Source organism: Thermaurantiacus tibetensis, from assembly GCF_015354055.1.
Lineage (GTDB): Bacteria > Pseudomonadota > Alphaproteobacteria > Sphingomonadales > Sphingomonadaceae > Thermaurantiacus > Thermaurantiacus tibetensis.
Genome location: NZ_JACHTM010000002.1, coordinates 823459 through 846529 on the forward strand (window position 1 = coordinate 823459; position 23071 = coordinate 846529).

The following is a 23071-nucleotide window of genomic DNA, read 5'->3' on the forward strand; positions in this document are numbered from 1 at the left end:
GGGGAGGATGAGGGGCGGCTCGCGCTTTGGGGGGCTTGCCCGGGCAACCGGGCCCGCGCAGCGGCGGTGCATGACCCTCGACCCCCGCACCCCCGTCCTCGTCGGCGTCGCCCAGTTCGTCGACCGCGACAGCGCACCCGGCGAAGGCCTCTCGCCGCAGGACATGATGGCCCGTGTCGCCCGCGCGGCCATCGCCGATGCCGGCGGCGACCCGGCCGCAATCACGTCTGCGATCGACGCGATCGTCGTGGTGCGGCTGTTCCAGGACTCGGGCTTCGGCGCGCCCTTCGGCCGGCAGAACAACCTGCCCCACGGCATCGCCCGGCGGATCGGCGCGAGCCCTCGGCGGATGGTCTACGGGCCGGTGGGCGGGAACACCCCGCAGATGCTGGCCACCCGCTTCATGCGCGAGATCGCCGACGGCGCCCACGAGGTGGTGCTTCTTGCCGGCTGCGAGCCCATCCGCACCCAGAGCCGGGCACAGAAGGCCGGCATCACGCTCGACTGGGCGGAGGAGAGCCCGACGGATGCCGAGACGCTGGGCAGGGAGATGCGCTTCGTCTCGCCGCACGAGTTCGCCCACGGGATCGCCCTTCCCGTCAACGTCTACCCCCTGTTCGAGAACGCGCTTTGCGCCCACTACGGCCGCGACCCGGTGGCGCACCGGCAGGCGATCGGCGCGCTCATGGCCCGGTTCACCGAGGTGGCGGCGCGGAACCCCTATGCGCAGATCCCGGTCGCCCGCAGCGCCGAGGAGCTGATCACGCCGACCGACGACAACCGCTACATCGGCTACCCCTACACCAAGTATCTGAACAGCAACATGTTCGTGGACCAGGCGGCGGCCGTGCTGCTGATGTCTTCGGCAGCTGCCGACCGGCTGGGGGTGCCGGCGGCGAAGCGCGTGTTCCTCCACGGGGCGGCTGACACGGTGGAGAAGATCCTGGTTTCCGAGCGGCTGAACTACTGGTCGTCGCCCGCCATCCGCGAGGGCGCGGCGCACGCCCTTGCCATGGCGGAGACCGACATGGCCGGGATCGCCCACATGGACCTCTATTCCTGCTTCCCGAGCGCGGTCGAGATTGCCGCCGACATGATGGGCCTTGCCCACGACGACCCGCGCGGGCTGACGCTGACCGGCGGGCTTCCCTATTTCGGCGGGCCGGGCAACAACTATTCCATGCACGCCATCGCCGAGGTGGCGGCGCGGTGCCGGGCGGCGCCGGGGACGCGGGGCCTCGTGTTCGCGAATGGCGGCTACTTGACCAAGCATGCCTTCGGCGTCTGGTCCACCGCGCCGCGGCCCTTCCCTGAGGTCGACCCCGCCGCCCCGCAGGCGGCGCTCGATGCCATCCCCTCGCCGCCCTTCACCGAGAAGCCGGAAGGCGCGGGGCGGATCGAAACGATGACGGTGGTCCACGACCGGGGCGAGCCGGCCTTCGCCATCATCATCGGCCGGCTGGACGCGGGCGAGGTGCGCTTCCTCGCCCAGCTTCGCGAGGGGTGCGCCGAGCTCATCGACCGGCCGGCGGTGGGGCGGCCCATCCGCGTCGCACCCGGCGACCCGGTCAACCTCGCGACGCTTGCCGGCTGACCGGCCGCGCGGCGGGCGGGGGCCTCAGCAGACGAGGCGGGGCGGCCGCCCGCGGGGCCGGCAGCCGGCGGCGAGATCGGGAAGCTCGACGTAGCCGAGGGTGCGCTCGGCAAGCGGGCTGTTGCGGAAGCTGGCGGCGAGCACCTGCCGGAGCGCCGGCAGCTCGGCCTCGGCGAAGGGGCCGAGCCGGCCCTTGGGCACGGCAAGCGCCGCGCGGCCGAGCATGGCCGAGTGGTCGCAGAAGGCGTACTGCGCCTCGAAGGTGGAATAGCCCTGGTAGAGCTTGGTGTTGAAGGTATCGAAGGCGCGCGGGCCAGCGCGGGCGCCGGCAGTGCGGTTGAAGTAGGCGGCAAGCGTCTTGACCGCCGCGGCGAGCTCGTCGGAGTGCTGGCGAAGGAAGGCGTTGTAGGTATCGACCGCGCGCAGCGACTTCGAGAAGCCGCACTGGAGCGCGGCCACGTTGAGCCCGGCGCGAAGCGACCAGGTGGTATAGGCGGAAAGCTCGCGCGGGGTCATCCCCGGCAGGCCCCCGACGTCCCCGGGGACGGCCGCCGGCGAAGGGGACGCTGCCTGGGCCGCCGCAGGCGCGGGGCCCAGGAGCGCGAGCACGGCAAGCGCGGCTGCCGCCCGCCGGCCGGCAGGGGCAGGACGCATCAGCCCAGGATCTTGCCCAGCTGCATGGCGATCGACATGTCGCCCTCGACCTTGAGCTTGCCCATCATGAAGGCCATCTGGGCGTTCTGGCGGCCGGCGGCGATCTCGGTGAAGTCGGCCATGGAGACCTTGATCCGGCAGTCGGCTGCCGAGCCGTCGTTGGAGACGACCGGGGTCTCGCCGGTGCCGTCGATGAGGACCGCGCCGTCCTCGCCGAAGTCGAACACGACCTTCTTGCCGGGGATGGCGCCGTTCTTCTCGATCCGCTCCTTCATGCCGGCGGTGATGTCGCTGAGGCTCATCTCACTCTCCTCTTGCTGGAACTGCGGGAACTGCTGTGGCTGCTGGCCCTGCTGCCGGGGCGCCGCCGCCGCTCGACGGCCCCTGGGACGCGGCGGCATCCGCGGCGGGCACCGGCGCCTCGGGCATGGGGGTGGCGAGCGGGTCGGCCATGACGGGGCCGGCGGGCGCCTCGCCGAGGCGGCCGGCGGGGTCGTCGGCCACCACCTCGGCGACCGAGCTGTCGCCGATGGCGGCCTCGAGCCCGGCAAGCTCGGCGTCGCTGGCCGTGGCCTCGGCGCCAGCGGCTGCCGTGTCGTCCCCGGCTGCCCCTGCGTCCTTCCCGCCGCTGCAGGCGGCAGCAAGGAGGGCGAGGGCAAGGAGCGCGCCGCGGCCGGCCGGCCGTGCCGGCCAGCGCCCTGCGCCTTGCCGCGCCTGCAGGACCCCGCGCATCGCCACTCCCTCGGAAGCTCTGTTGGCGCCGCCTAGCGACCTTGCCCGGAGGGCTCAAGCGCAATCGGCGGTAAGGGGTGGCGGCGCCCCGCCGAGGCAGGCGAGGAAGGCCGGCGCTTCGGCAACGAGCGCGGCATCGAGCGCGGCCATGAGCGCCGCCGCCTCCGTGCCGGGCAGAAGGTCGGCGAGGCGCGTGACCCGGCCGCCGGCGATCCCGCAGGGGACGAAGGCGGAGAAGGCGGAGAGGTCGCACGAGACGTTGAGCGCCATGCCGTGGAAGCTGACCCCGTTGCGCACGCGGAGGCCGATGGCGCCGATCTTCGCCTCCTCGGCGCCCTCGCCCACCCAGATTCCGGTGCCGGCGGGGCTGCGGCGGGCTTCGACTCCGAGCCGGGCAAGGGCGGCGATGGCCCAGCCCTCGAGCCCGGCGACGAGGCGGCGGATGTCGCGGCCGCGGCGGCGAAGATCGAGGAGGACGTAGACGACGCGCTGGCCGGGGCCGTGCCAGGTGAAGCGGCCGCCGCGGCCGGTCATGACCACGGGGAACCGCCCGGGGGCGACGAGCTCCTCGGGCCGGGCCGAGGTGCCGGCGGTGACGACGGGCTCGTGCGCGAGGAACCAGAGGCGCTCGGGCGCAGCCCCTGCGGCGATGGCGGCGGCGTCCCGCTCCATGCGCGCGAGCGCATCGGCATAGGGCACGAGGTCGGGGGTGACCTCGAGGTCCACGCCCGCCGCTCGCAGCGCTTCCGTTCCGTGCACCCTTCCGTTCCGTGGCAACCCGGGTTAGCATCCCTCTGATGGGTGGCTGGAATGCAAAGCTGACCGGGGCGCTTGCCGCGCTCGCGATCGCCGCATCGCCGCCTGTCTTCGCGGGGCTTGCAGCGCTTGCGCCCGCGCCGGCGGCAGCCACCAGCCTGTTCGGCCAGTCCCGCTATGCCGCGCTCCTCATGGATGCAAGCACCGGGGAGGTGCTCTACGCCCGCCAGCCCGACGCCGAGCGCTTCCCGGCCTCGATCACCAAGGTGATGACGCTCTACCTCGTGTTCGAGCGGCTGGCGGCCGGCCAGCTCCGCCTCGAGGACCGGGTGACGATGAGCGCACGGGCCGCAGCCCAGCGGCCCTCGAAGCTGGGGCTCAAGGCCGGCGAGACGCTGTCGGTCGACGAGGCCATTCGCGCGCTTGCCACCAAGTCGGCGAACGACGTGGCGGTGGCGCTTGCCGAGCATGTCGGCGGAAGCGAGGCGAACTTCGCCCGCCTCATGACGCACCGGGCGCACGCGCTCGGGATGACCCGCAGCCGGTTCGTCAACCCCTCGGGCCTGCCGGACGCGCGGCAGGTGACGACCGCGCGCGACATCGCGACGCTGAGCCTCGCCGTCATCCGCGACTTCCCGCAGTACTACGGCTACTTCCAGCAGCAGCAGTTCGTCTTCCAGGGCCGGGTCATGCCCAACCACAACCACCTGCTGAGGACGATGCCCGGCGTCGACGGGATCAAGACCGGCTTCACCAACGCCGCCGGCTTCACGCTCGCAGCCTCTGCCGTGCGCGACGGGCGGCGGCTCTTGGCCGTGGTGCTGGGAAGCCCGACCCGGCCCGGCCGCGATTCGAACGTGGAAGCCCTGCTCGCCTCCGGCTTCCGGGTGCTGGCCGCGCGCCAGGCCGGCGAGCGCGTGCAGGTGGCCGACCTCCTCGCCGAGCCCGCCGACCTCAACGATGCCCTCCTCTCGACGCTTGTGGAGCAGGGGAGCGCCGACCCGGCCCCGCGCCGCTGACGCCGCGGCCGACCGCCGCACGGCCCGACCCCGGGAGGTCCGCACGCGGGAGGTCCGCACGCGGGAGGCCCGCACGCGGGAGGCCCGCACGCGGGAGGTCCGCACGCGGGAGGCCGCACGCGGGAGGCCGCACGCGGGAGGTCCGCACGCGGGAGGCCGCACGCGGGAGGCCCGCACGCGGGAGGCCGACCCTCGCGCGGCGAGGTGGCGGGGCGGCGAGGTGGCGGGGCGGCGAGGTGGCGGGGCGGCAAGGTGGCGGGGCGGCAAGGTGGCGGGGTGGGGGCTTCACCGCCGGCACGGTTGCGGATACTCCTTGGACGCGCAGGCGAAGGGGGTCGGAATGACGCGGTTGGCACCTGTCCCTTGGGCGGCACCCGGTGGCCTGACGCGCCGGGGCCTGCTCGCCGGCATGGGGGCGGCAGCGGTGGGCCTGTCGCTCTCCGCCTGCGGCAAGTCGGACGAGGGCCGGCTCAACTTCTACACCTGGCAGGACTACATCGGCGCGACCACGCTCGACGACTTCCGGGCGAAGACGGGCGTGCGCGTCACCCCCTCCTACTTCGCGACCAACGACGAGCTCTTCGCCAAGCTCAAGGCCGGCAACCCGGGCTACGACGTCATCGTGCCGTCGAACGAGTTCGTGACGCGGATGCGCGAGGCGGACATGCTGGAGCCGCTCGACATGGCGAAGATCCCCAACTTCGCCAACATCGCGCCCGAGTTCCGCGAAGCCGCGTGGGACCCGGCGCCGCGCCACTCCGTGCCCTACACCTGGCTCGTGCTCGGCATCGGCTACCGCAGGTCCCGCGTGCAAGGCACCCCCGACAGCTGGAAGTGGCTGTTCGACAGCGACCTCTACAAGGGCCGGATTGCCCTCATCACGGATGCCGCCGACCTCATCCGCCTCGGCGCCAAGTACATGGGGACGTCGCTCGTGGGCGTGGACGCGGAGACGGCGCGCAGGGTGGCCGACATGCTGGGGCGGCAGAAGCCCAACATCCGCCGGTTCCACGAGGACGACGGGCAGGACCTGCTGCTGGCAGGCGAGGTCGATCTCGTGCTCGAATACAACGGCGACATCGCCCAGCGGATGCGCGAGGGCCCCGACATCGACTTCGTGGTGCCGCGCGAGGGCTCGCTCATCAACGCGGATGCGCTCGCCATTCCGAAGGGGGCGAGGAACCTGGAGCTTGCCCACGACTTCCTCAACTTCCTGCTGGATGCCGAGGTGGGCCGGGGCATCACCGAGACCATCCTCTATCCCACGCCCAATGCCGCGGCGAAGGCGCTGATGCCCGAGAGCTACCGCACCCACCCGGTCATCTTCCCCTCGGGGCCCGGCTGGGAGGCAAGCGAGTGGGGCCGCTTCGAGGGCGCAGAGATGCAGCGCCTGTTCGAGGAGCTCATCACCCGCATGCGCGCCGCCTGAGGCGCCGGGGGCTGGGGCGCGGGGCGAGGCACGAAGGGGGCGCGGGCGGGCATGGAGAAGCGGGTCGACTGGCGCCAGGCCCCGGGGCCGTTCGCGGCCCTCCTCGGGCCGCCGCTCGGCTGGTTCCTGCTGTTCTTCGCAGCGCCGCTCGCCGTGGTCTTGGCCTACAGCTTCGGCACCAACGTCGGCGTGGCCGACATCGCCATTTCCGGCACCTTCGCCAACTACGCCCGCGCGCTCGAGCCGGTCTACCTTGCCATCTTCCTGAAGTCGTTCGCGATCGCCGGCGCGGCGACCTTCGTCTGCCTCCTCCTCGGCTTTCCCGTGGCGCTGGCGATCGCGTTCGCGCAGCCGCGCGTGCGCACGCTCCTTCTCGTGCTCGTCATGCTCCCCTTCTGGACCAACCTCCTCATCCGCACCTATGCGCTGATGACGGTGCTGCGCGACGAAGGGCTGGTGAACGGGGCGCTCGGCGCGCTCGGCCTGCCGCCCCTGCCGCTCCTCTACACGAACGGCGCAGTGATCCTCGGGCTCGTCTACGTCCACCTGCCCTTCACGGTGCTGCCCATCTACGCCAGCCTCGACCGGCTCGACCGCTCGCTCATCGAGGCGAGCCTCGATCTCGGCGCCTCGCACCTTGCCACCGTCTTCCGGGTGGTGCTGCCGCTCGCCCGGCCCGGCATCCTCGCCGGACTCCTTCTCACCTTCATCCCGGCGCTCGGCAGCTACCTCACCCCCGACCTCATGGGGGGGCCCGACAGCCAGATGATCGCCAACGTCATCGAGCGGCAGTTCAAGCGCGCGAACGACTGGCCGTTCGGCGCGGCGCTCGCCTTCCTCCTCATGTACCTCACCTTCCTCGCACTCGCCGCGCAGGGGCTGTTCCGGGGAAGAAGGGCCGAGCCGTGAGCGCGCCCGACCTCCTCGACTATTCGCGGCGCTGGCCGCTCCGGCTCGTGCTCGCTAGCGTCGGCCTCTTCCTCTACCTCCCCCTCCTCGTGCTGGTGGCGATGAGCTTCAACGACAGCCGCCAGACGACGGTGTGGCGCGGCTTCACGCTCGACTGGTACGCAAGGCTTGGCGGCAATCTCGAGCTCCTGGCGGCGCTCGGCAACTCGCTCGCGATCGCCGCGCTCGCCACGCTGCTGTCGCTGCTGCTCGGGACGCTGGCCGCGATCGCGCTGTGGCGCTTCCGCTTCCCGGGCCTCGGGCTCGTCAGCGCCGCCTTCGCGCTCCCGATCGTGGTGCCGGAGATCTGCATGGGGGTGGCCATGCTCATCTTCTTCGCCCGGATCCTCCCCTGGCCCGCCGGCCTGCCGTGGCCGCTCTCGCTCGGGCCCATCGTGATTGCCCATGTGGCCTTCATCTTTCCGTTCGTGGCCGTCATCGTCCGCGCGCGGCTCGAAAGCTTCAACCGCGAGACCGAGGAGGCCGCGCGCGACCTCGGCGCCGGGCCGTGGCGCGCGCTCCTCGACGTGGTGGTGCCCCACCTGAAGCCCAGCCTCGTCGCAGGGGCGCTCCTTGCCTTCACCCTCTCGCTCGATGACTTCGTCATCACCTTCTTCACCGCAGGACCCGACACGGTGACCTTCCCGGTCAAGGTCTACTCGATGGTGCGCTTCGGGGTGACGCCGGAGGTGAACGCCGTCTCGACCGTGCTCCTCGTGCTGACCGTTGCGCTGACCGCGCTTGCGCTTCGCGTGCAGGCGCTTGCCGGAGAAAAGCTCGCGCCTTGACGACCGCCACGCCACGCCCACCCCTTCCGCCCCTCCCCCCCGGCCCCGGCCCCGCCGCCCCGCGCCCCGCCGCGGCCGCGCGGCCCATCATCGAGGTCCAGGGCGTGACCAAGCGCTTCGGCCCGGTCGTCGCGGTCGATGACGTCTCGCTCGCCATCGCCGAGGGGGAGTTCTTCGCCCTCCTCGGCCCGTCGGGCTGCGGCAAGACCACGCTCTTGCGCATGCTGGCCGGCTTCGAGACTCCGACGAAGGGGCGGATCCTCATCGACGGCGAGGACTATACCCGCACGCCGCCCAACCGCCGGCCAGTCAACATGGTGTTCCAGTCCTATGCCGTGTTCCCGCACATGACGGTGAGCGAGAACATCGCCTATGGCCTGAAGATGGATGGCGTGCGCGCGGCCGAGCGGCGCGAGCGCGTGGCCGAGGCACTCGCCCTCGTCCAGCTGGAAGGGCTGGGGGACCGGCGGCCCGACCAGCTCTCGGGCGGGCAGCGCCAGCGCGTCGCGCTTGCCCGCGCGCTCGTCAAGCGGCCGCGCGTGGTGCTGCTCGACGAGCCGCTCTCGGCACTCGACGCCAAGCTCCGGGAGGAGCTGCGCTTCGAGCTCTCGCGCCTTCAGGACCGGGTGGGCATCACCTTCGTGATGGTGACCCACGACCAGGACGAGGCGCTCGCGCTCGCGACCCGCTGCGCGGTCATGCACAAGGGAAGCCTCGTCCAGGTGGCAACGCCTGCCGACCTCTACGAATTCCCGTCCTCGCGCCTCGTGGCCGACTTCATCGGCTCGGTGAACCTGTTCGAGGGCCGGGTCAGGGTGGACGAGAGCGACCACGCCATCATCGACCTGCCCGAGGCGGGCATTACCGCCTGGCTCGACCATGGCACCGGCGCCTCGGAGACGGTGCAGATCTGGCTTGCCATCCGCCCGGAGAAGATGGAGCTCCACAAGCGCGAGAACGGCGCGGCGCCGCCGGTGATGGAGGGCACGCCCGAGGGCTACAACGTGATGCCGGGCACGATTGCCGACATCGCCTACCTCGGCTCGGAGTCGGTCTATGAAGTGCGGCTCGAGACGGGCAAGATGGTCCGCGTGATCCGCCCCAACCTCACCCGCTGGGACCAGGAGGACTTCACCTGGGACGAGCCCGTGTGGCTGGGCTGGCACGCCGAGGCGGCGGCCGTCCTCCTCCAGTGACGCTGCCGCCCGGAACCTTCGTGCCCGTCGCGGGCGGGGCGATGCACGCGCGGGCCTGGCCGGCGCCGGAGGGCGGCAGCGGCGCGCCGCTCGTCCTCGTCCACGCAACCGGCATGTGCGGCGCCATCTACGCCGACCTCCTCGGCCCGCTCGCCGGGCAGCCGGCGCGGGACTTCGCCATCTGGCTTCCCGACATGCGCGGCCATGGCCTGACGCGCCTGCCCGCCACGCCCGGCGACGTGCCGGTCGACTGGCTGCCCTACCGTGCCGACCTGCTTGCCTTCCTCGCCGCGGTCTCGCCCGGGGCCCCGGTGCGCCTTGCCGGCCACAGCTTCGGGGCAACCGTGGCGGCCGAGCTTGCCGCTGCCCACCCGGAGCGGGTGGAAGCCCTCCTCCTCCTCGACCCGGCCTTCGTGCCGTTCGACCATGCGCCCGCCTACGCGGCGCTGCGCGCCGCAGGCGAAGAGCCGCCCAACCCCATGGCCGAGGGGGCGCTCCGCCGCCGGCCCGGCTTTGCCGGCCGCGCCGAGGCCCGGGCCCGCCTTCGGGAGCGCGGGGTCTTCGCCGGCTGGCCCGAGGCCGCGCTCGAGGCCTATCTCGAGGACGGCCTCGACGACGATGGAGGGCTCCGCTGCACGCCGGGCTGGGAGGCGACGAGCTTCCGCGGCGTGTCCACCACCCTTGCCGCGAGCCTCGCCGCGCTCCGCACCCCCTTTGCCCTGCTGGCTGCCGCGGACGGCTCGACGGTGGGCGAGGCGGACTTCGCCGCCTTCGCCCGCCACCCCGCCTGCCGGCTGGCGGCGCGGGTGCCGGGCGGGCACTTCTTTCCCGTGACGTCGCCCGAGGCGGTGAGGCCCCGCCTCGCCGCGCTGGCCGGCCTCGGCTAGGGCTGACCTGGGGGCTTGCGGGCCGAGAGGAAGAGGAGCTCGAGGGTGACGGGGACCTTGCCGTCGGCCTCGGCGCCGCGCGCGAAGGCCGCCTCGGCGGCCGCCCACGCCCCGCGGGTCACCGGCACCCGGCTGCGCGCGGCGAGCCAGCCGGTCTCGCCCATGGCCCGGGCGTCGCGCGCGAGCGCGGCGAGACCCGGGTAGCGGGCCCTGACCTCGACCACCTCGGCGACCGGCTCGGCGAAGCCGGCGCGCTGGAGGAGACCCGCCGCCCCGGCCGGATCGACCGTGGGGCCGACCCGCGCGGCCACTCCGCCGTGCGCGGCATCGGCGGCGAGGAAGGCGGCCCGCACCTGCGGCAGCGCGATGCCGGCGGGGAAGACGGCGAGGTAGCGCCCGCCGGGCAGGAGCGCGCGGCGGGCAAGCAGGAGCGCGCCGGGCAGGTCGTTGACGCCGTGCAGCCCCATGACCGAGCGGATCCGCGCGAGCGTCGCATCACCGAACGGCAGCTGGTCCTCGGCGCAGACGAGGCGCAGGCCCGTGGCCGGAAGGCGTTCGGGAACGAGGTCGGCGGCGATGTGACCCGGCGGCGTGAAGGGCCCCGCGCCCCAGGTCAGCACCGGGCCCGGCGGCCCCTCCGGCATCAGCGCCTCGCGCGCGGCGAGCTCGTCTGCGGCGTGAGCGAGGAGGAAGCCTGCCCCGCCTGTCGCGCGCCCCCGCGCCCGCGCCCGCCGGCGGAGCCGGGAGTCGAACGGCCGGCTGGCCTCATCCTGCCCCATGCGCTAGCCCTTGCCCATGGCGGCTGCCCTTGCGCCCCCTGCCCTCGCCCGCGCCCGGTCACTCGCCCGGGCCTCTGCTGCGGCCGTGCTCGACCTGCTGATGCCGCCGGCCTGCGCAGCGTGCAAGGCGCCAGTGGCCACGCCCCATGGCCTGTGCGCGGCCTGCTTCGCCAGCCTGCCGCACCTGCCCCACCCGGCGTGCGGGCGCTGCGGCGTGCCGCTTCGCCCCGAGGGCGCCGGCGAGGAGATCTGCCTCCCCTGCCGCGACGCGCCGCCGCCCTTCGCCTCGGCGCTGGCACCCTTCGCCCACGCCGGCACCGCACGGACCCTCGTGGTGCGCCTCAAGGCCGGCCGCGAGGAGCTGGCACCGCTCATGGCGCGGATGATGCTGGCCGCCGGGCCGCTGCCGGAGCGCGCGCTCGTCATCCCCGTGCCGCTCCACCGCTGGCGCCTCGTGCAGCGCGGCGCCAACCAGGCGGCGCTTCTCGCCGGCGCGCTCGCGCAGGCGAGCGGCCTTGTCCACGCGCCCGAGCTTCTCGTCCGCACCCGCCCGACGCCGCCCTCGCGCGGGCTCGGGCGGGCCGCGCGGCAGGCGAACGTGGCCGGCGCCTTCGCGGTGCCGGAGGCAGGCCGGGCGCGGCTTCAGGGCCGGGCGGTCGTGCTCGTCGACGACGTGCTGACGACCGGGGCGACGGCGGGCGCCTGCGCCGGGGCGCTTCGCGCTGCGGGCGCGTCGGCAGTCCATGTGCGGACCTTCACCCGGGTTGCGCGCGAGGCAGCGCAACCCTAGCTTGGCCTGTCCGTTCACAGGGCCCGGCATGGCGAAGGTCGAGATCTACACCAAGTTCCTCTGCCCCTACTGCACCCGGGCGAAGGCGGTGCTTGCCGCCCACGGCGCGGAGGTGACCGAGTACGACATCACGCTCGGCGGGCCGAAGCGGGCGGAGATGCTGGCGCGCAGCGGCGGGCGGACGACGGTGCCGCAGATCTTCATCGACGGCCGCCACATCGGCGGCTGCGACGACCTTCTTGCGCTCGAGCGCGCCGGCGGGCTCGCGCCGCTGCTCGCCGGGGCGGCATGAGGCTCGGGCTCGTCCAGACGACGACGGGGCTCGACCCCGCGGCGAACGCGGCAGCGCTGGTCGGGGCGATCGGCCGGCTTGCCCGCGCCGGCGCGGGCCTCGTGTTCACGCCCGAGATGTCGGGCCTGCTCGACCGCGACCCGGCGCGGCTGTCCGCGGCAGCGCGGACCGAGGCGGAGGACATGGTGCTGGCAGCCGTCCGGGCAGCCGCGCGCGCACACCGGGTTGCCGTGCACCTCGGCTCGCTCGCGGTGCGCAGGCCAGGCTCCGACCGGCTTGCCAACAGGGGGTTCGTGGTGGGGCCGGACGGCGCGATCCTCGCCCGCTACGACAAGCTCCACCTGTTCGACGTCGATCTCCCCGACGGCAGCCGCTACCGGGAGTCGGCAAGCTTCGCGCCGGGCGAGGCGACCGCGGTCGCCGAGGTGGCCGGCACGCACCTCGGGCTCTCGATCTGCTACGATCTCCGCTTCCCGGCGCTCTACCAGGCGCTGGCGCGCGCCGGGGCCGAGATTCTTGCCGTGCCCGCCGCCTTCACCCGGCCGACGGGGCAGGCCCACTGGCACGTGCTGCTGCGGGCGCGGGCGATCGAGACCGGCTGCTTCGTGGTGGCCGCCGCGCAGACGGGCACGCACGCCGACGGCCGCGAGACCTATGGGCACAGCCTTGTCGTCGACCCCTGGGGCGAGGTGCTGCTCGACATGGGCGAGGCGCCGGGCGAGGCGCTGGTGACGATCGACCTCGCGCGCGTGGCCGAGGTGCGTGGCCGAATCCCGGCGCTGGCCCATGCCCGGCCGGTGCCGGCGCCCGACCGGGCCGGCATGGCGGCATGATCGTCTACGCGCTCGGCTGCGAGGCGGGCCACGTCTTTGAGGGCTGGTTCGGCAGTTCGGCCGACTTCGCCGAGCAGCAGGCGCGCGGACTCCTGGCCTGCCCGGAGTGCGACAGCCGCGAGGTGCGCAAGATACCGCAGGCCCCCGCCGTCGCGCGGCAGGCCGGGCGCGAGTCGCACCCGCTCGAACGGCTGCGCGCGGCGATCGAGGCGGCGTGCGACGACGTGGGGCCCCGCTTTGCCGAGGAGGCGCGCGCCCGCCATGCGGCGGCCGAGCGGGGCGAGACGGTGCGCGGGGCCTATGGCCAGGCGAGTGCCGAGGAGGTGCGGGCGCTTCTCGACGAGGGTGTGCCGGTGGCGCCGCTGCCGTTCCGCCCGCGCTCGGCGGCCGATGCCTGAGAGGCTTGCGGGGGATGGGCCGACGCGGGTGCGCGGGCGCTTGCGTGGTCTGGACGGCCGGGCGATAGGGCAGGCGTGCGGTCCCGTAGCTCAGCCGGATAGAGCAGCGGTTTCCTAAACCGGAGGTCGCAGGTTCGAGTCCTGCCGGGACCGCCAGAATTCCCTAGCAATATCAGTGGTTACGCGGTCCGGCGTGGAACGGGCCGGCTGGAACAAAGCGCGAATCAAGCGTTGAGCGGGGCACACTGAGGGGCACAGTGGGAGCACAGATCGTTCGGCTTACGTTCCGGATTTTCCGATAGAAATGCGACAGGAACCAAGGCCCAAGGCAAGCAGAGGAGGCGAGTTATCCCTGCCTCTGCGGGGTCACCGACAGCGCTGGACGGCTGGCAAGTTTCGGGCAAGAAAGATGCCGATACCGCGACAGGTCGGCGGGGGAGGGTTGGTTGGCGGGACTGCGGGAGTTGTTGATGCGGTATCGGGGATGCTGCACCCACGCAGCGGGACATGGGCACGGCCTTCGAGCGCGTGGTCAAGGTCTGACTCGAGAATGCGCCGACCCAGCGAGGACAATATGGCCGGGTGCTGACCTACGCGGAGTGGGCGAAGGAGAGGGGCGAGAACGCCCAGGATGTTGGCGTCGACCTCTGTGCCGAGCTCCCCGGGCAGCCGGGCCGCTGGTGCGCGGTCCAGTGCAAGTATCGGGCGGAAGGCGATCGCATCCAGAAGAGCGACATCGACAGCTTCTTCAATGCCTCAGGCCGCGACCCCTTCTCGCGCCGCATGTTTGTCGACTCGACGAGGGTAAACTGGTCGGAGCCAGCAGAGGCGATGCTGGAAGGGCAACAGGTTGAGACGCTGCGAGTCGGCCTGCACGAGCTCGAGGACAGTGGAATCGACTGGACCGCCTATGTCGAGCGCGAGGAAGTCCGCCTCCATCCCAAGAAGCAGCCGCGCCAGCATCAGCGCGACGCCGTGGAGGCCGTGCGGAAGGGCTTCGAACGAATCGACCGCGGCAAGCTGGTCATGGCGTGCGGCACGGGCAAGACGTTCACTGCCCTCAAGATCGCGGAGGAGCTGGGGGGCAAGGGTGGGCGGGTGCTGTTCCTCGTCCCTTCGCTTGCCCTCATGTCGCAGACGGTCAGGGAATGGTCGATCGACAGCGAGGTAGGGCTGCGGTCCTACGCGGTCTGCTCGGACAGCCAGGTGGGCATGCGCAAGCCCGCCGACGATGATCTTGCTGACATCACGGCAAGCGACCTCGAGATCCCCGCCTCTACCCGGGCCGATGCGCTTGCCGCCCATGCGACGAGGCATGACCCCGAGCGGATGACAGTGGTGTTCGCCACCTATCAGTCGCTGGATGTCATCCACCGGGCCCAGCACCAGTTCGGACTGCCGGAGTTCGATCTCATCATCTGCGACGAGGCGCACAGGACGACCGGCGCATCGCTCTCGGAAGAGGACGAGAGCAACTTCATCCGCGTTCATGACGCCGAGTGGATTCGAGGCAGGCGGCGCCTCTACATGACAGCGACGCCCCGCGTGTTCGGCGATGCGGCGAAGGCAGAGGCCGACCGCCGGGCGGTCACTCTCGCGTCGATGGACGATCCCGAGCTGCTCGGCGAGACCTTCTTCGTCTTCCAGCTTCAGCGAGGCGGTCGAGAAGGGGCTCCTCGCGGACTACAAGGTCATCGTTCTCGCGGTCGACGAGCAGGCGATCGCCCGCGGAGTCAGGGCGGCGCTGTCCGACGGTGGCACCGAGCTCCAGCTGGATGACGCGACGCGGATCGTCGGCTGCTACAAGGCGCTCCTGAAGGCCGGGCTTGGCGAGGATGTAGGGCACGACTCGCGGCCAATGGCGCGGGCGATCGCCTTTGCCCGCAGCATCAAGGCGTCAAGGCTGTTCGAGAGCCAGTTCGCCCGGGTCGCAGCCGAGTGGTGCCAGACGATGGCAGGGCTTCCCGATGCCGAGACGCTACCCGAGCTCGCCTGCCACGTCCGACACGTGGATGGCACCTTCCGGGCCAAGGCGCGCGATGCGCTGCTTGCCTGGCTGCGCGAAGCCGAGAGCGGCAGGGAGTGCCGGATCCTCACCAACGCGCGCTGCCTTTCCGAAGGGGTGGATGTGCCCGCGCTCGATGCCGTGCTGTTCCTCCACCCCCGGAAGTCGCAGATCGATGTCGTCCAGGCGGTGGGGCGCGTCATGCGCCGGGCGCCGGGCAAGGCGCGGGGCTATGTCATCCTGCCGGTGGCGGTGGCGCCGGGGATCGAGCCGGCGGACGCGCTGGATGCCAACGAGCCCTACCGGATCATCTGGCAGGTGCTGAACGCGCTCAGGTCGCACGACGAGCGGCTGGATGGCGCGATCAACCGCATGGCCCATGGCGATACCGCCGGGGGCCGGATCCACATCGAGATCATGACCGACACGCTGCCGCGCCGGCCCGAGAAGACACCGGAGACGATCGACATCGGCAACGGAAGCCCGCCCGACGATGACGATCTCGCCCCACCGGAGCGGCCCGAGGGCGAGCAATATGCCTTCCAGTTCGACGAATGGGCGCGCGCCATTCGCGCTGCGATCGTGAAGCGCTGCGGCACCCGCACCTACTGGGAGGACTGGGCGAAGGATGTGGCGGAGATTGCGCAGAAGCATATCCTGCGCATCCGGGCAGCGGTCAAATCGGCGGATGGCCCGGCCGCCGAAGCGTTCCGCAGCTTCCTTGCGGAACTTCGCGATGATCTCAACGACGGCCTCACCGAGGAGGAGGCGATCGAGATGCTGGCCCAGCATCTTGTTACCCGCCCCGTCTTCGAGGCGCTGTTCGAGGGCTACAGCTTTGCCGCCCACAACCCCGTGAGCCGGGCGCTCCAGCGCGTGGTGGAGGCGCTGGAGGGCGAGCATATCGAGAAGGAGGCAAGCGGCCTCGAAGGCTTCTACGACAGCGTCCGCCGCCGTGCGGCGGGAGTCGAGACGGCGGAGGCGAAGCAGAAGATCATCGTCGAGCTCTACGACAAGTTCTTCCGCGCCGCCTTCCCCAGGCTCACCCAGCGGCTCGGCATCGTCTACACGCCGGTCGAGCTGGTCGATTTCATCCTCCGCTCGGTCGACGAGGTGCTGAAGGCCGAGTTCGGGCGCAGCCTTGCGGACGAGGGGGTGCATATCATCGACCCCTTCGTCGGCACCGGCACCTTCCTCGTGCGGCTGATCGAGCTGGGGCTCCTTCCGCCGGAAGCGCTCCGGCGCAAGTACGAGGAGGAGCTCCACGCCAACGAGATCGTGCTGCTCGCCTATTACATCGCGGCGATCAACATCGAGGCGGCGTTCCACACGGCAGCCGGCGGGGACTATCAGCCGTTTCCGGGCATCTGCCTTACGGACACCTTCGAGCTGTGGGAGCAGGAGCGCGATCTCTTCTCTGACCTGATGGCGGAGAACAGCGACCGCCGGCAGCGGCAGAAGGAGGTGCCCTTGAAGGTCATCATCGCCAACCCGCCCTATTCGGTGGGGCAGGACAACGCGAACGATGCCGCCGCCAACCGGAAGTATCCGAAGCTCGACCAGAGGATCCGCGAGACCTACGCCGCGCGCTCGACGGCACGGAACCTGAACTCGCTTTACGACAGCTACATCCGCGCCATCCGCTGGGCGTCTGACCGGGTGGCCGAAGGCGGGGTCATCGGCTTTGTGACCAACGCCGGCTGGGTGGACGGCAACACGGCCGATGGCCTCCGGCGCACGCTGGCCGAGGAGTTTTCCTCGATCCACGTCTTCCACCTGCGGGGGAACGCGCGCACCTCGGGCGAGCGACGGCGACAGGAGGCGGGCAATGCCTTCGGTGAAGGAACGCGCGCGCCGATCTGCATCCTGATCCTCGCGCGCAACCCCAGCGCCTTGGAGCAGGGCCGGATCTTCTTCCACGACATCGGCGACTATCTCTCGCGCGAGGAGAAGCTTGCGCGGGTGAAGGCGCTGGAAAGCGTGATGGGCATGGCGGCGCAGGGACTGTGGCAGCGCATCACCCCCAATGAGCATGCCGACTGGATCGGCCAGCGCGACGAACGCTTCGCGCGCCTTACTCCGCTGGGCGACAAGGAGGGCGTCGAGGAGCCGCTCTTCGAGATTTATTCGGCTGGGGTCAAGACCCAGCGGGACGCCTGGGCGTGGAACGCCAGCCGCGACGAGCTTGAGCGCAACATGGAGCGAATGATCGGCTTCTACGGCGAGGAGCTGGCCCGTTTCGATGCGGCCGTGCCGAGAGCCGAGCGAAAGCGGCGCGAGGCGCTGGTCGACGCGTTTGTCTCGAAGGACTCGAAGCGGATCAGCTGGACGCGCGCGCTCCGGAACGACCTCGTCCGCGGAAAGACCCACGCTTTTGAGCCCAGTGCTCCGACACCGGGCCTCTACCGGCCCTTCACGCCCCAGTGGCTCTACTACAGCCGCGCCATGAACGAAATGGTCTACCAAATGCCTCGGCTCTTTCCGCCCGGCCGACCGGAGTGCGGGAACCGGGTGATCGCGCTTCCTTCTCCCGGAAATGTTACGCCCTTTTCCTGCCTCATGGCGGAACGGTTGATCGACCTTTCATATGTTGCCGCGAAGTCCGGCTCCCAATGCTTCCCCCGCTGGCTATGGGAGGAGGAACGCGATGCGTGGGGCAAGCCGGTGCGCGATGCACAGGGCCGGCCTCGCCTGGTGCGGCGCGACGCCATCACCGATGCCGGGCTTGCCCACTTCGAGGCGGCCTATCCGGGGGAGCCCATCAGCAAGGATGACCTCTTCCACTATGTCTACGGCCTTCTCCATTCGCCCGACTATCGCGCGCGCTACGCCGCCAACCTCTCGAAGGAACTGCCGCGCATCCCCCGCGTGAAGCGGGTGGGGGATTTCCGCGCCTTCGCCGAGGCCGGGCGGAAGCTTGCCGAGCTCCACCTTGGCTTCGAGGCGGTGGAGCCCTGGCCCGTGACCATTGCCGAAGGCTCGCTCGACCTTGCCGTCATCGATGACCCGGTGCGCTTCTTCCGCGTGGAGAAGATGCGCTTTGCCGGCAAGCGCCCCAACCTCGACCGCACGACCATCATCTACAACCCGAACATCACGGTGACGGGGATTCCGCTTGAGGCCTACGGCTATGTGGTGAACGGCAAGCCGGCGATCGAATGGGTGATGGAGCGGCAGGGGGTCTCGACCGACTCGGCAAGCGGAATCACCAACGATGCCAACCGCTACGCCATTGAGACGAAGAACAACCCGCGCTACCCGCTCGACCTCCTCTGCCGCGTCATCACCGTCAGCATGAGGACGGTCGAGATCGTGAAGGGATTGCCGAGGCTGGAGATCGGGGAATGAAGTGGCCGGTCAGTCTGGCAGCCGCTTGCGTTCTGCTCGTCATCGCCAACGCCGATCGTCGGAAGGCAGCCGATGATGCCGACCTAATGCGTGCTGCCGAAAACGCTGCGTTCGCCGATCTCGAAGCCTCGAGCGACGCCGGCGAAGACATGGCGGCTGAGGATGAAGCCGATGCCCTGGCGTTCGGGGACGCGATCGTCGCCGGAGAGACTTATGCAGAATATGATGACCGACGGGACGCGCTCGACGGCTCGCGCGGGAGCTTCATGGGCTACGGCTGCACGGTGGACTGCAGCGGGCATGAAGCCGGCTACCAATGGGCCTCCCGGATGGGGATCTCCGACCCCGATGACTGCAGCGGCAACAGCTGGAGCTTCATCGAAGGCTGCCGCGCCTATGCGGAGAGCATGGACATCGTCGATGCCAGCGCGATTGAGCACGAGACGCCGTTGTGATGACGCTCGAGAGTTCAATGCCCCCGTTTGATGAGGCGCAATTTGGAGGCTGAATGATGGCCACCGCGCACGAGCCTTCGCTGCCAGAGCGGATATTGGCGTATCTGCTGGAGAATCCAAAGAAGACGGCTACGGAGATTGCCCGCGCAATTGGTGTCGACAGGCGCTTGGCCAACACAATACTGTACGGACCCCTGAAGGGCCGGGTGAGGCAGGACCGGAGCTACCGCTGGTCGGTCGTGGAGACCAGTCGCCCGCGGCCCGAGGAGGCTGCCGAGGAGCCCGAACGCTATGCCGACACCGACCTTGCGAAACTCTGCCGCTATTATCTTGCCTGCCTCGGCCATGACGACGCCGGCGTCTCGACCTTCCTGACCTCGAAATATGGCGATCCGGATTTCTTCGAGTTGCCGAGCCTGCCGCAAGGGGCTTTCGATCTCGCTGAAACCGAGGCTGCCCGCCGCATGCTGGGGCGCAAGCGCACGGAGCGTGGCCGCTATGGGCTCTATCTCGGCTATCCGACTGCCCTCCATCACCTGAAATCCACACGCTCCGATTGGGAAGGCTGGAAGGTGGAACCCATCCTCCTCTTTCCCATCGAGCAGGAAGGTGGGCGCCTCAGGGTCGATCTCAACTTTCCGATCGTCAACCAAAGGCCGCTTCAGCGCTTCACCAATGCCGAGCGCGACCAGCTGATGAACGAGCTTGTCCAGCTCGAGCAGGAGCTGGGGCTGGGGGTGGAAGGCGAACCGCCCGAGCTCGATGAACTGGCGCTCAGGCTCCAGGCCGTTCGCCCCGAATGGCCGTGGCAGGAGGAGATTGATCCAGGCAATCTCGGATTGGAACGGGCTGCACTTGCCGAAGTGGCAGCCGAGGGCATCTTCAACCGCGCCGTGATCATCATGGCGGAGAAATCCCCCTACACGCAAGGTCTCGAACAGGAGCTCCGGGAACTGGCGAGGCTTCCGGAGGCGAAGTTCGCCGCGACGGCGCTCGGGCGGTGGCTCCGTGGCCCCTCCGACACGCCCGACGAACCGCCACCTTCCGATCCGCTGATCGAAGTGTTGCCGATGAACAGCGAGCAGCGCCAGGCCGTTGCGGCTGCCCTGTCACGACCGGTGACGGTGATCACGGGCCCGCCAGGCACCGGCAAGTCGCAGGTTGTCACCAACCTGCTCGTCAATGCCGCCTGGGTAGGCAAGCGGATCCTGTTCGCCAGCAAGAACAACAAGGCGGTGGACGTCGTCGAGACCCGCATCAACGCGCTCGGCTCTCGACCCATCCTCTTGCGAGTCGGGTCACAGGCCCATCAAGTCAAAGTTGCCGAATATTTGCTGGCCCTGCTATCGGCGACGACGACAGATTCGGAAAAACAGGAGTTTGAAGAGGCTCAGCGCATCCACCGAGATCTGGTTGCGCACCACGAAAGACTGGCCAGTGAGGCTGAGCGGCTCGTCGCACTCCGCAACCACGTGGATCAGCTTGATCGGGCATCGGAGCCAGCCCGCCAGATACTCGGACCTGAGCTCTTCGCGAAGGCGGAATCGATCCGGCTTGCCCCTATTCACGACGCGATCCAACGCCTGAACTACGCCGTCGAGAGAGCGGATAGATCAAGAGCTCCATTCTTCACCAGCCTTGTCTGGCTGTTTGTCCGCGGTGGGCGCCTAGAGGCACTGAGGTCGGCTTCTGCGGACGCAGCAGACTTGCTGGACAGCATCGATCTTAAGGGCTTACCGGCTCAGCCCGACGAAAGTGATCTGGGCCAGTTACGGAGCTTGATCGAGGAAGCGCAGACGCGCCTGGCCAGCCTAGAGGAGGCGCGGGCGTATTGGACTGCTCTGCGCACACTTCAGGGCAGCCGAAGCCTGGAGGCCATCTCTGCTGACGAGGCAAGGCTCCAGCAGCGGATTGCCGAGCATTCGCTTCACATGTGGAAGCTCTGGCTTCGGGTGCAGCCCTCCCGACTTCCGGCCTTGGAGCGCGACCGTCTTGGCCAATACACGACTGTCTTGAATATGTTGATTGAAGCGGGAGTCGATGGGGCCTCTCAATTACCTGGCAGAGTATAGGCCAAATATTACGAACTCCTTCGGTCTGCGTCTCATTTGCTGCCCTGCTGGGCTGTGACCAACCTCTCAGCACACCGCAGGATTCCCTTTGAGGCGGGGCAGTTCGATCTGGTTGTGTTCGATGAATCGAGCCAGTGCGATATTGCTTCGGCTCTTCCTCTGCTCTATCGTGCCAAGGCTGTTGCAGTCATCGGTGATCCGAAGCAGCTATCCCACATCTCTGGGCTTAAGCGCGGGCAGGATCACAGTCTTCTGGAGAAGTTCGGCCTGATCGACGACTTTATGCATTGGTCCTATGCGCAGCAGTTTCTATTTGGCCTAGCCGCGGTGCAGGTCCGCAGCGATGCCATTGTCGGACTTGTTGACCACCACCGGTCACATGCGGACATCATCAATTTTTCGAATGCAGAATTCTACGAGGAACGACTGCGAGTCGCCACGCGCTATGACCGTCTGAAGACACCGGGCCGGGGTGAGCCGGGCATTCGCTGGATCCATGTGAAAGGGGCTTGCCAGCTTCCGCCGACCGGAGGCGCGGTCAACATGCCAGAGGTCAAGGCCGTCGTCGACACGCTGCGCGACCTGGTGCTGGCCAAGGGGTACGCGGGTTCGCTTGGGGTTGTCACGCCTTTCCGCGCCCAGGCCAATGCCATCACCGAGACCGTGAATAGCGATGAAGAGCTGAGCGATGCCGTGATCCGCCAAAGCTTTCTGGCTGACACGGTCCACAAGTTTCAAGGTGACGAGCGGGATCTGATGATCTTCTCCCCTGTTGTTGCCCAGGGGGTCCCCCAAGGAGCGTTGGCATTCCTGAAGGCGAACGGCAATCTCTTCAACGTTGCCATCACGCGCGCCCGCGCCCAGCTGTTGGTCGTCGGAGATCGGACCGCCTGCGCTCGCTCCGAGATCGGCTATCTTTCGCGCTTCGCTTCCTATGTTGCGGATCTTGCCTCTGCAAAGGAGCAGGAGGAGGCGGCTTGCGTCGCGGACCTGGGCCCCGATTATCCCGTTGTGAGCAATCCGGAGCGTGTCTCGGACTGGGAGCGGATATTCTATCGGGCTCTATACCAAGCTGGAATTCGGCCAATTCCGCAGTTTCCCATTGAAAAGTTCGTGGTCGATTTCCTTGTGACCAACGGCGAGCGTCGATTGGTCATCGAAGTAGATGGTGAACGCTACCATCGCAACTGGACGGGCGAACTATGTCGTCGTGATCAGCTGCGCAATCAGCGGCTGTTCGAGCTTGGCTATGGCGTGATGCGCTTCTGGGTTCCGGAGATCCGGGACGACCTGGAGGGGTGCGTCGCCCAGGTCTGCGAGTGGCAGCGTGGATAGCGTTTTGCTAACCGTCGGGGGGGCCTTCTGGCTGATTGTCATTGGCCTAGCCGTCCGAGCCTTCTGGTCCCGAAAAAAGAAGGTGCCCCGTGCTGAAAGTCCGGATGAAGAGGACGTGGACGTCCCTCTCATCCTGCATTCGCCATTCGCATCTACAGAACCCGTAGCGCAGATCGAGCCGGCGCCCCGACCGTCTCGCCGACAAACTAGGTCCGTCGGCGCTAAAGCCGATCTTCCCATCGAGCGATGTTACTCTCTATCGGACGGTGAGGTTCGAGCCCGACGGCACCCCATCAAGAAGGACATTGAAATCGAGTATGCTGACTACGAAGGGGAAGTGACTACCCGGACCGTAGCTGCTCGGTCTGTTTTGGTGACGAGTCAGCGGGGCTATGTTTACTTGTTCGGCCATTGCCACTTGCGTGCTGATGAGCGCTGTTTCCGTGTTGACCGTATCCTCGAGGTTCGCACAGATGGACAAAGAATAAGAGGCAGCTTAGAGATTGCCTACTACTTTTTATAGACGATATTTTTCAGATAGACTTCACAGGGATAAAGCTTCCTCGGTGCGATATGCCATGACCGCAGTACCAGGACTGGGAAGACTGCTACCCGACTTTTATGGTCGCCATCTCGCCCACGCCCTCACCAGCGCCGGGTGGTTCCTGTGGCTGGTGATGGGGGAGAAGCTCGCCCAGCCCTGGGGGGTGAGCTTTCGGGCGAAGACGAGGGCGTGGACGTGGGGCGGGGGCGGGTTCCGC

The 23071-nt window shown here is 69.3% G+C and carries 22 protein-coding genes, 1 tRNA gene and 1 pseudogene; 19 read left to right on the forward strand and 5 right to left on the reverse strand.

Going from position 1 to position 23071, the window contains the following annotated elements:
- The first annotated feature begins 70 nt into the window (after window positions 1-70).
- Window positions 71-1594, forward strand: coding sequence for an acetyl-CoA acetyltransferase (locus H3H34_RS08570; protein ID WP_194744823.1), 1524 nt, complete (start codon window positions 71-73; stop codon window positions 1592-1594).
- 24 nt (window positions 1595-1618) lie between these two features.
- On the opposite strand, the gene H3H34_RS08575 is transcribed toward H3H34_RS08570, so the two are convergent.
- Genes H3H34_RS08575 through lipB form a run of 4 tightly spaced genes read right to left on the reverse strand, consistent with a single transcriptional unit; the run spans window position 1619 to window position 3739 of the window.
- On the reverse strand, window positions 1619-2248 hold the full coding sequence (locus H3H34_RS08575) for a hypothetical protein (protein WP_194744824.1): 630 nt from the start codon (window positions 2246-2248) through the stop codon (window positions 1619-1621).
- Complete coding sequence (locus H3H34_RS08580; RefSeq protein WP_194744825.1) at window positions 2248-2550, reverse strand: SCP2 sterol-binding domain-containing protein; 303 nt, start codon at window positions 2548-2550, stop codon at window positions 2248-2250. The genes H3H34_RS08575 and H3H34_RS08580 overlap by 1 nt, the downstream gene beginning before the upstream one ends.
- A gap of 1 nt (window position 2551) precedes the next feature.
- Window positions 2552-2980: a hypothetical protein gene (locus H3H34_RS08585; protein WP_194744826.1), complete on the reverse strand. Its 429-nt coding sequence runs from the start codon at window positions 2978-2980 to the stop codon at window positions 2552-2554.
- A 54-nt stretch (window positions 2981-3034) separates the two neighbouring features.
- Window positions 3035-3739 carry a lipoyl(octanoyl) transferase LipB gene (gene lipB, locus H3H34_RS08590; protein ID WP_328831643.1) on the reverse strand — a complete coding sequence of 235 codons (705 nt, stop codon included), beginning with the start codon at window positions 3737-3739 and terminating at the stop codon, window positions 3035-3037.
- A 38-nt stretch (window positions 3740-3777) separates the two neighbouring features.
- Between lipB and H3H34_RS08595 the strand changes: the two genes are divergently transcribed.
- The 6 genes from H3H34_RS08595 (at window position 3778) to H3H34_RS08620 (ending at window position 10003) form a co-directional block, all read left to right on the forward strand.
- Window positions 3778-4755: a D-alanyl-D-alanine carboxypeptidase family protein gene (locus tag H3H34_RS08595; protein ID WP_194744827.1), complete on the forward strand. Its 978-nt coding sequence runs from the start codon at window positions 3778-3780 to the stop codon at window positions 4753-4755.
- Window positions 4756-5095: 340 nt separating this feature from the next.
- Window positions 5096-6184: an ABC transporter substrate-binding protein gene (locus H3H34_RS08600; RefSeq protein WP_194744828.1), complete on the forward strand. Its 1089-nt coding sequence runs from the start codon at window positions 5096-5098 to the stop codon at window positions 6182-6184.
- Window positions 6185-6235: 51 nt separating this feature from the next.
- The gene (locus H3H34_RS08605) at window positions 6236-7093 is read left to right on the forward strand and encodes an ABC transporter permease (protein WP_194744829.1); all 858 of its coding nucleotides are present in this window, start codon (window positions 6236-6238) and stop codon (window positions 7091-7093) included.
- A complete protein-coding gene (locus tag H3H34_RS08610) occupies window positions 7090-7920 on the forward strand; it encodes an ABC transporter permease (protein WP_328831647.1) in 831 nt (276 codons plus the stop codon). Before H3H34_RS08605 ends, H3H34_RS08610 begins: the two co-directional genes overlap by 4 nt.
- 104 nt (window positions 7921-8024) lie before the next feature.
- On the forward strand, window positions 8025-9116 hold the full coding sequence (locus tag H3H34_RS08615; protein WP_328831649.1) for an ABC transporter ATP-binding protein: 1092 nt from the start codon (window positions 8025-8027) through the stop codon (window positions 9114-9116).
- Entirely contained in the window at window positions 9113-10003 is an 891-nt protein-coding gene (locus H3H34_RS08620; protein ID WP_194744831.1) for an alpha/beta fold hydrolase, read from the forward strand. The genes H3H34_RS08615 and H3H34_RS08620 overlap by 4 nt, the downstream gene beginning before the upstream one ends.
- On the opposite strand, the gene H3H34_RS08625 is transcribed toward H3H34_RS08620, so the two are convergent.
- A complete protein-coding gene (locus tag H3H34_RS08625) occupies window positions 10000-10782 on the reverse strand; it encodes an SAM-dependent methyltransferase (protein ID WP_194744832.1) in 783 nt (260 codons plus the stop codon). The two genes, H3H34_RS08620 and H3H34_RS08625, sit on opposite strands and share 4 nt — an antisense overlap.
- A gap of 16 nt (window positions 10783-10798) precedes the next feature.
- Here H3H34_RS08625 and H3H34_RS08630 point away from each other — a divergent pair, with 16 nt between their 5' ends.
- The 12 genes and pseudogenes from H3H34_RS08630 to H3H34_RS08680 all read left to right on the forward strand — a co-directional run.
- Window positions 10799-11572, forward strand: a complete 774-nt coding sequence (locus H3H34_RS08630; RefSeq protein ID WP_194744833.1) for a ComF family protein — start codon at window positions 10799-10801, stop codon at window positions 11570-11572.
- 28 nt (window positions 11573-11600) lie between these two features.
- Window positions 11601-11864, forward strand: a complete 264-nt coding sequence (gene grxC, locus H3H34_RS08635) for a glutaredoxin 3 (RefSeq protein WP_194744834.1) — start codon at window positions 11601-11603, stop codon at window positions 11862-11864.
- Window positions 11861-12697, forward strand: a complete 837-nt coding sequence (locus tag H3H34_RS08640) for a carbon-nitrogen hydrolase family protein (protein ID WP_194744835.1) — start codon at window positions 11861-11863, stop codon at window positions 12695-12697. The genes grxC and H3H34_RS08640 overlap by 4 nt, the downstream gene beginning before the upstream one ends.
- Window positions 12694-13095, forward strand: a complete 402-nt coding sequence (locus H3H34_RS08645) for a DUF1178 family protein (RefSeq protein WP_194744836.1) — start codon at window positions 12694-12696, stop codon at window positions 13093-13095. Before H3H34_RS08640 ends, H3H34_RS08645 begins: the two co-directional genes overlap by 4 nt.
- A gap of 79 nt (window positions 13096-13174) precedes the next feature.
- A tRNA-Arg gene (locus tag H3H34_RS08650) sits at window positions 13175-13251 on the forward strand.
- Window positions 13252-13656: 405 nt separating this feature from the next.
- Window positions 13657-14628 (forward strand): annotated as a pseudogene (locus H3H34_RS13295) (restriction endonuclease); the annotation flags it as partial.
- A gap of 22 nt (window positions 14629-14650) precedes the next feature.
- Window positions 14651-18448: a type ISP restriction/modification enzyme gene (locus tag H3H34_RS13615; RefSeq protein ID WP_268978292.1), complete on the forward strand. Its 3798-nt coding sequence runs from the start codon at window positions 14651-14653 to the stop codon at window positions 18446-18448.
- The gene (locus H3H34_RS08660; protein ID WP_194744837.1) at window positions 18445-18903 is read left to right on the forward strand and encodes a hypothetical protein; all 459 of its coding nucleotides are present in this window, start codon (window positions 18445-18447) and stop codon (window positions 18901-18903) included. The genes H3H34_RS13615 and H3H34_RS08660 overlap by 4 nt, the downstream gene beginning before the upstream one ends.
- A gap of 53 nt (window positions 18904-18956) precedes the next feature.
- Complete coding sequence (locus H3H34_RS08665; protein ID WP_194744838.1) at window positions 18957-20975, forward strand: AAA domain-containing protein; 2019 nt, start codon at window positions 18957-18959, stop codon at window positions 20973-20975.
- Window positions 20976-21029: 54 nt separating this feature from the next.
- Window positions 21030-22310 carry an AAA domain-containing protein gene (locus tag H3H34_RS08670; protein ID WP_194744839.1) on the forward strand — a complete coding sequence of 427 codons (1281 nt, stop codon included), beginning with the start codon at window positions 21030-21032 and terminating at the stop codon, window positions 22308-22310.
- Between the two features lie 115 nt (window positions 22311-22425).
- Complete coding sequence (locus H3H34_RS14140; protein ID WP_194744840.1) at window positions 22426-22833, forward strand: WYL domain-containing protein; 408 nt, start codon at window positions 22426-22428, stop codon at window positions 22831-22833.
- 55 nt (window positions 22834-22888) lie between these two features.
- On the forward strand, window positions 22889-23071 hold a 183-nt coding region (locus H3H34_RS08680), incomplete at its 3' end, for a hypothetical protein (protein WP_194751893.1).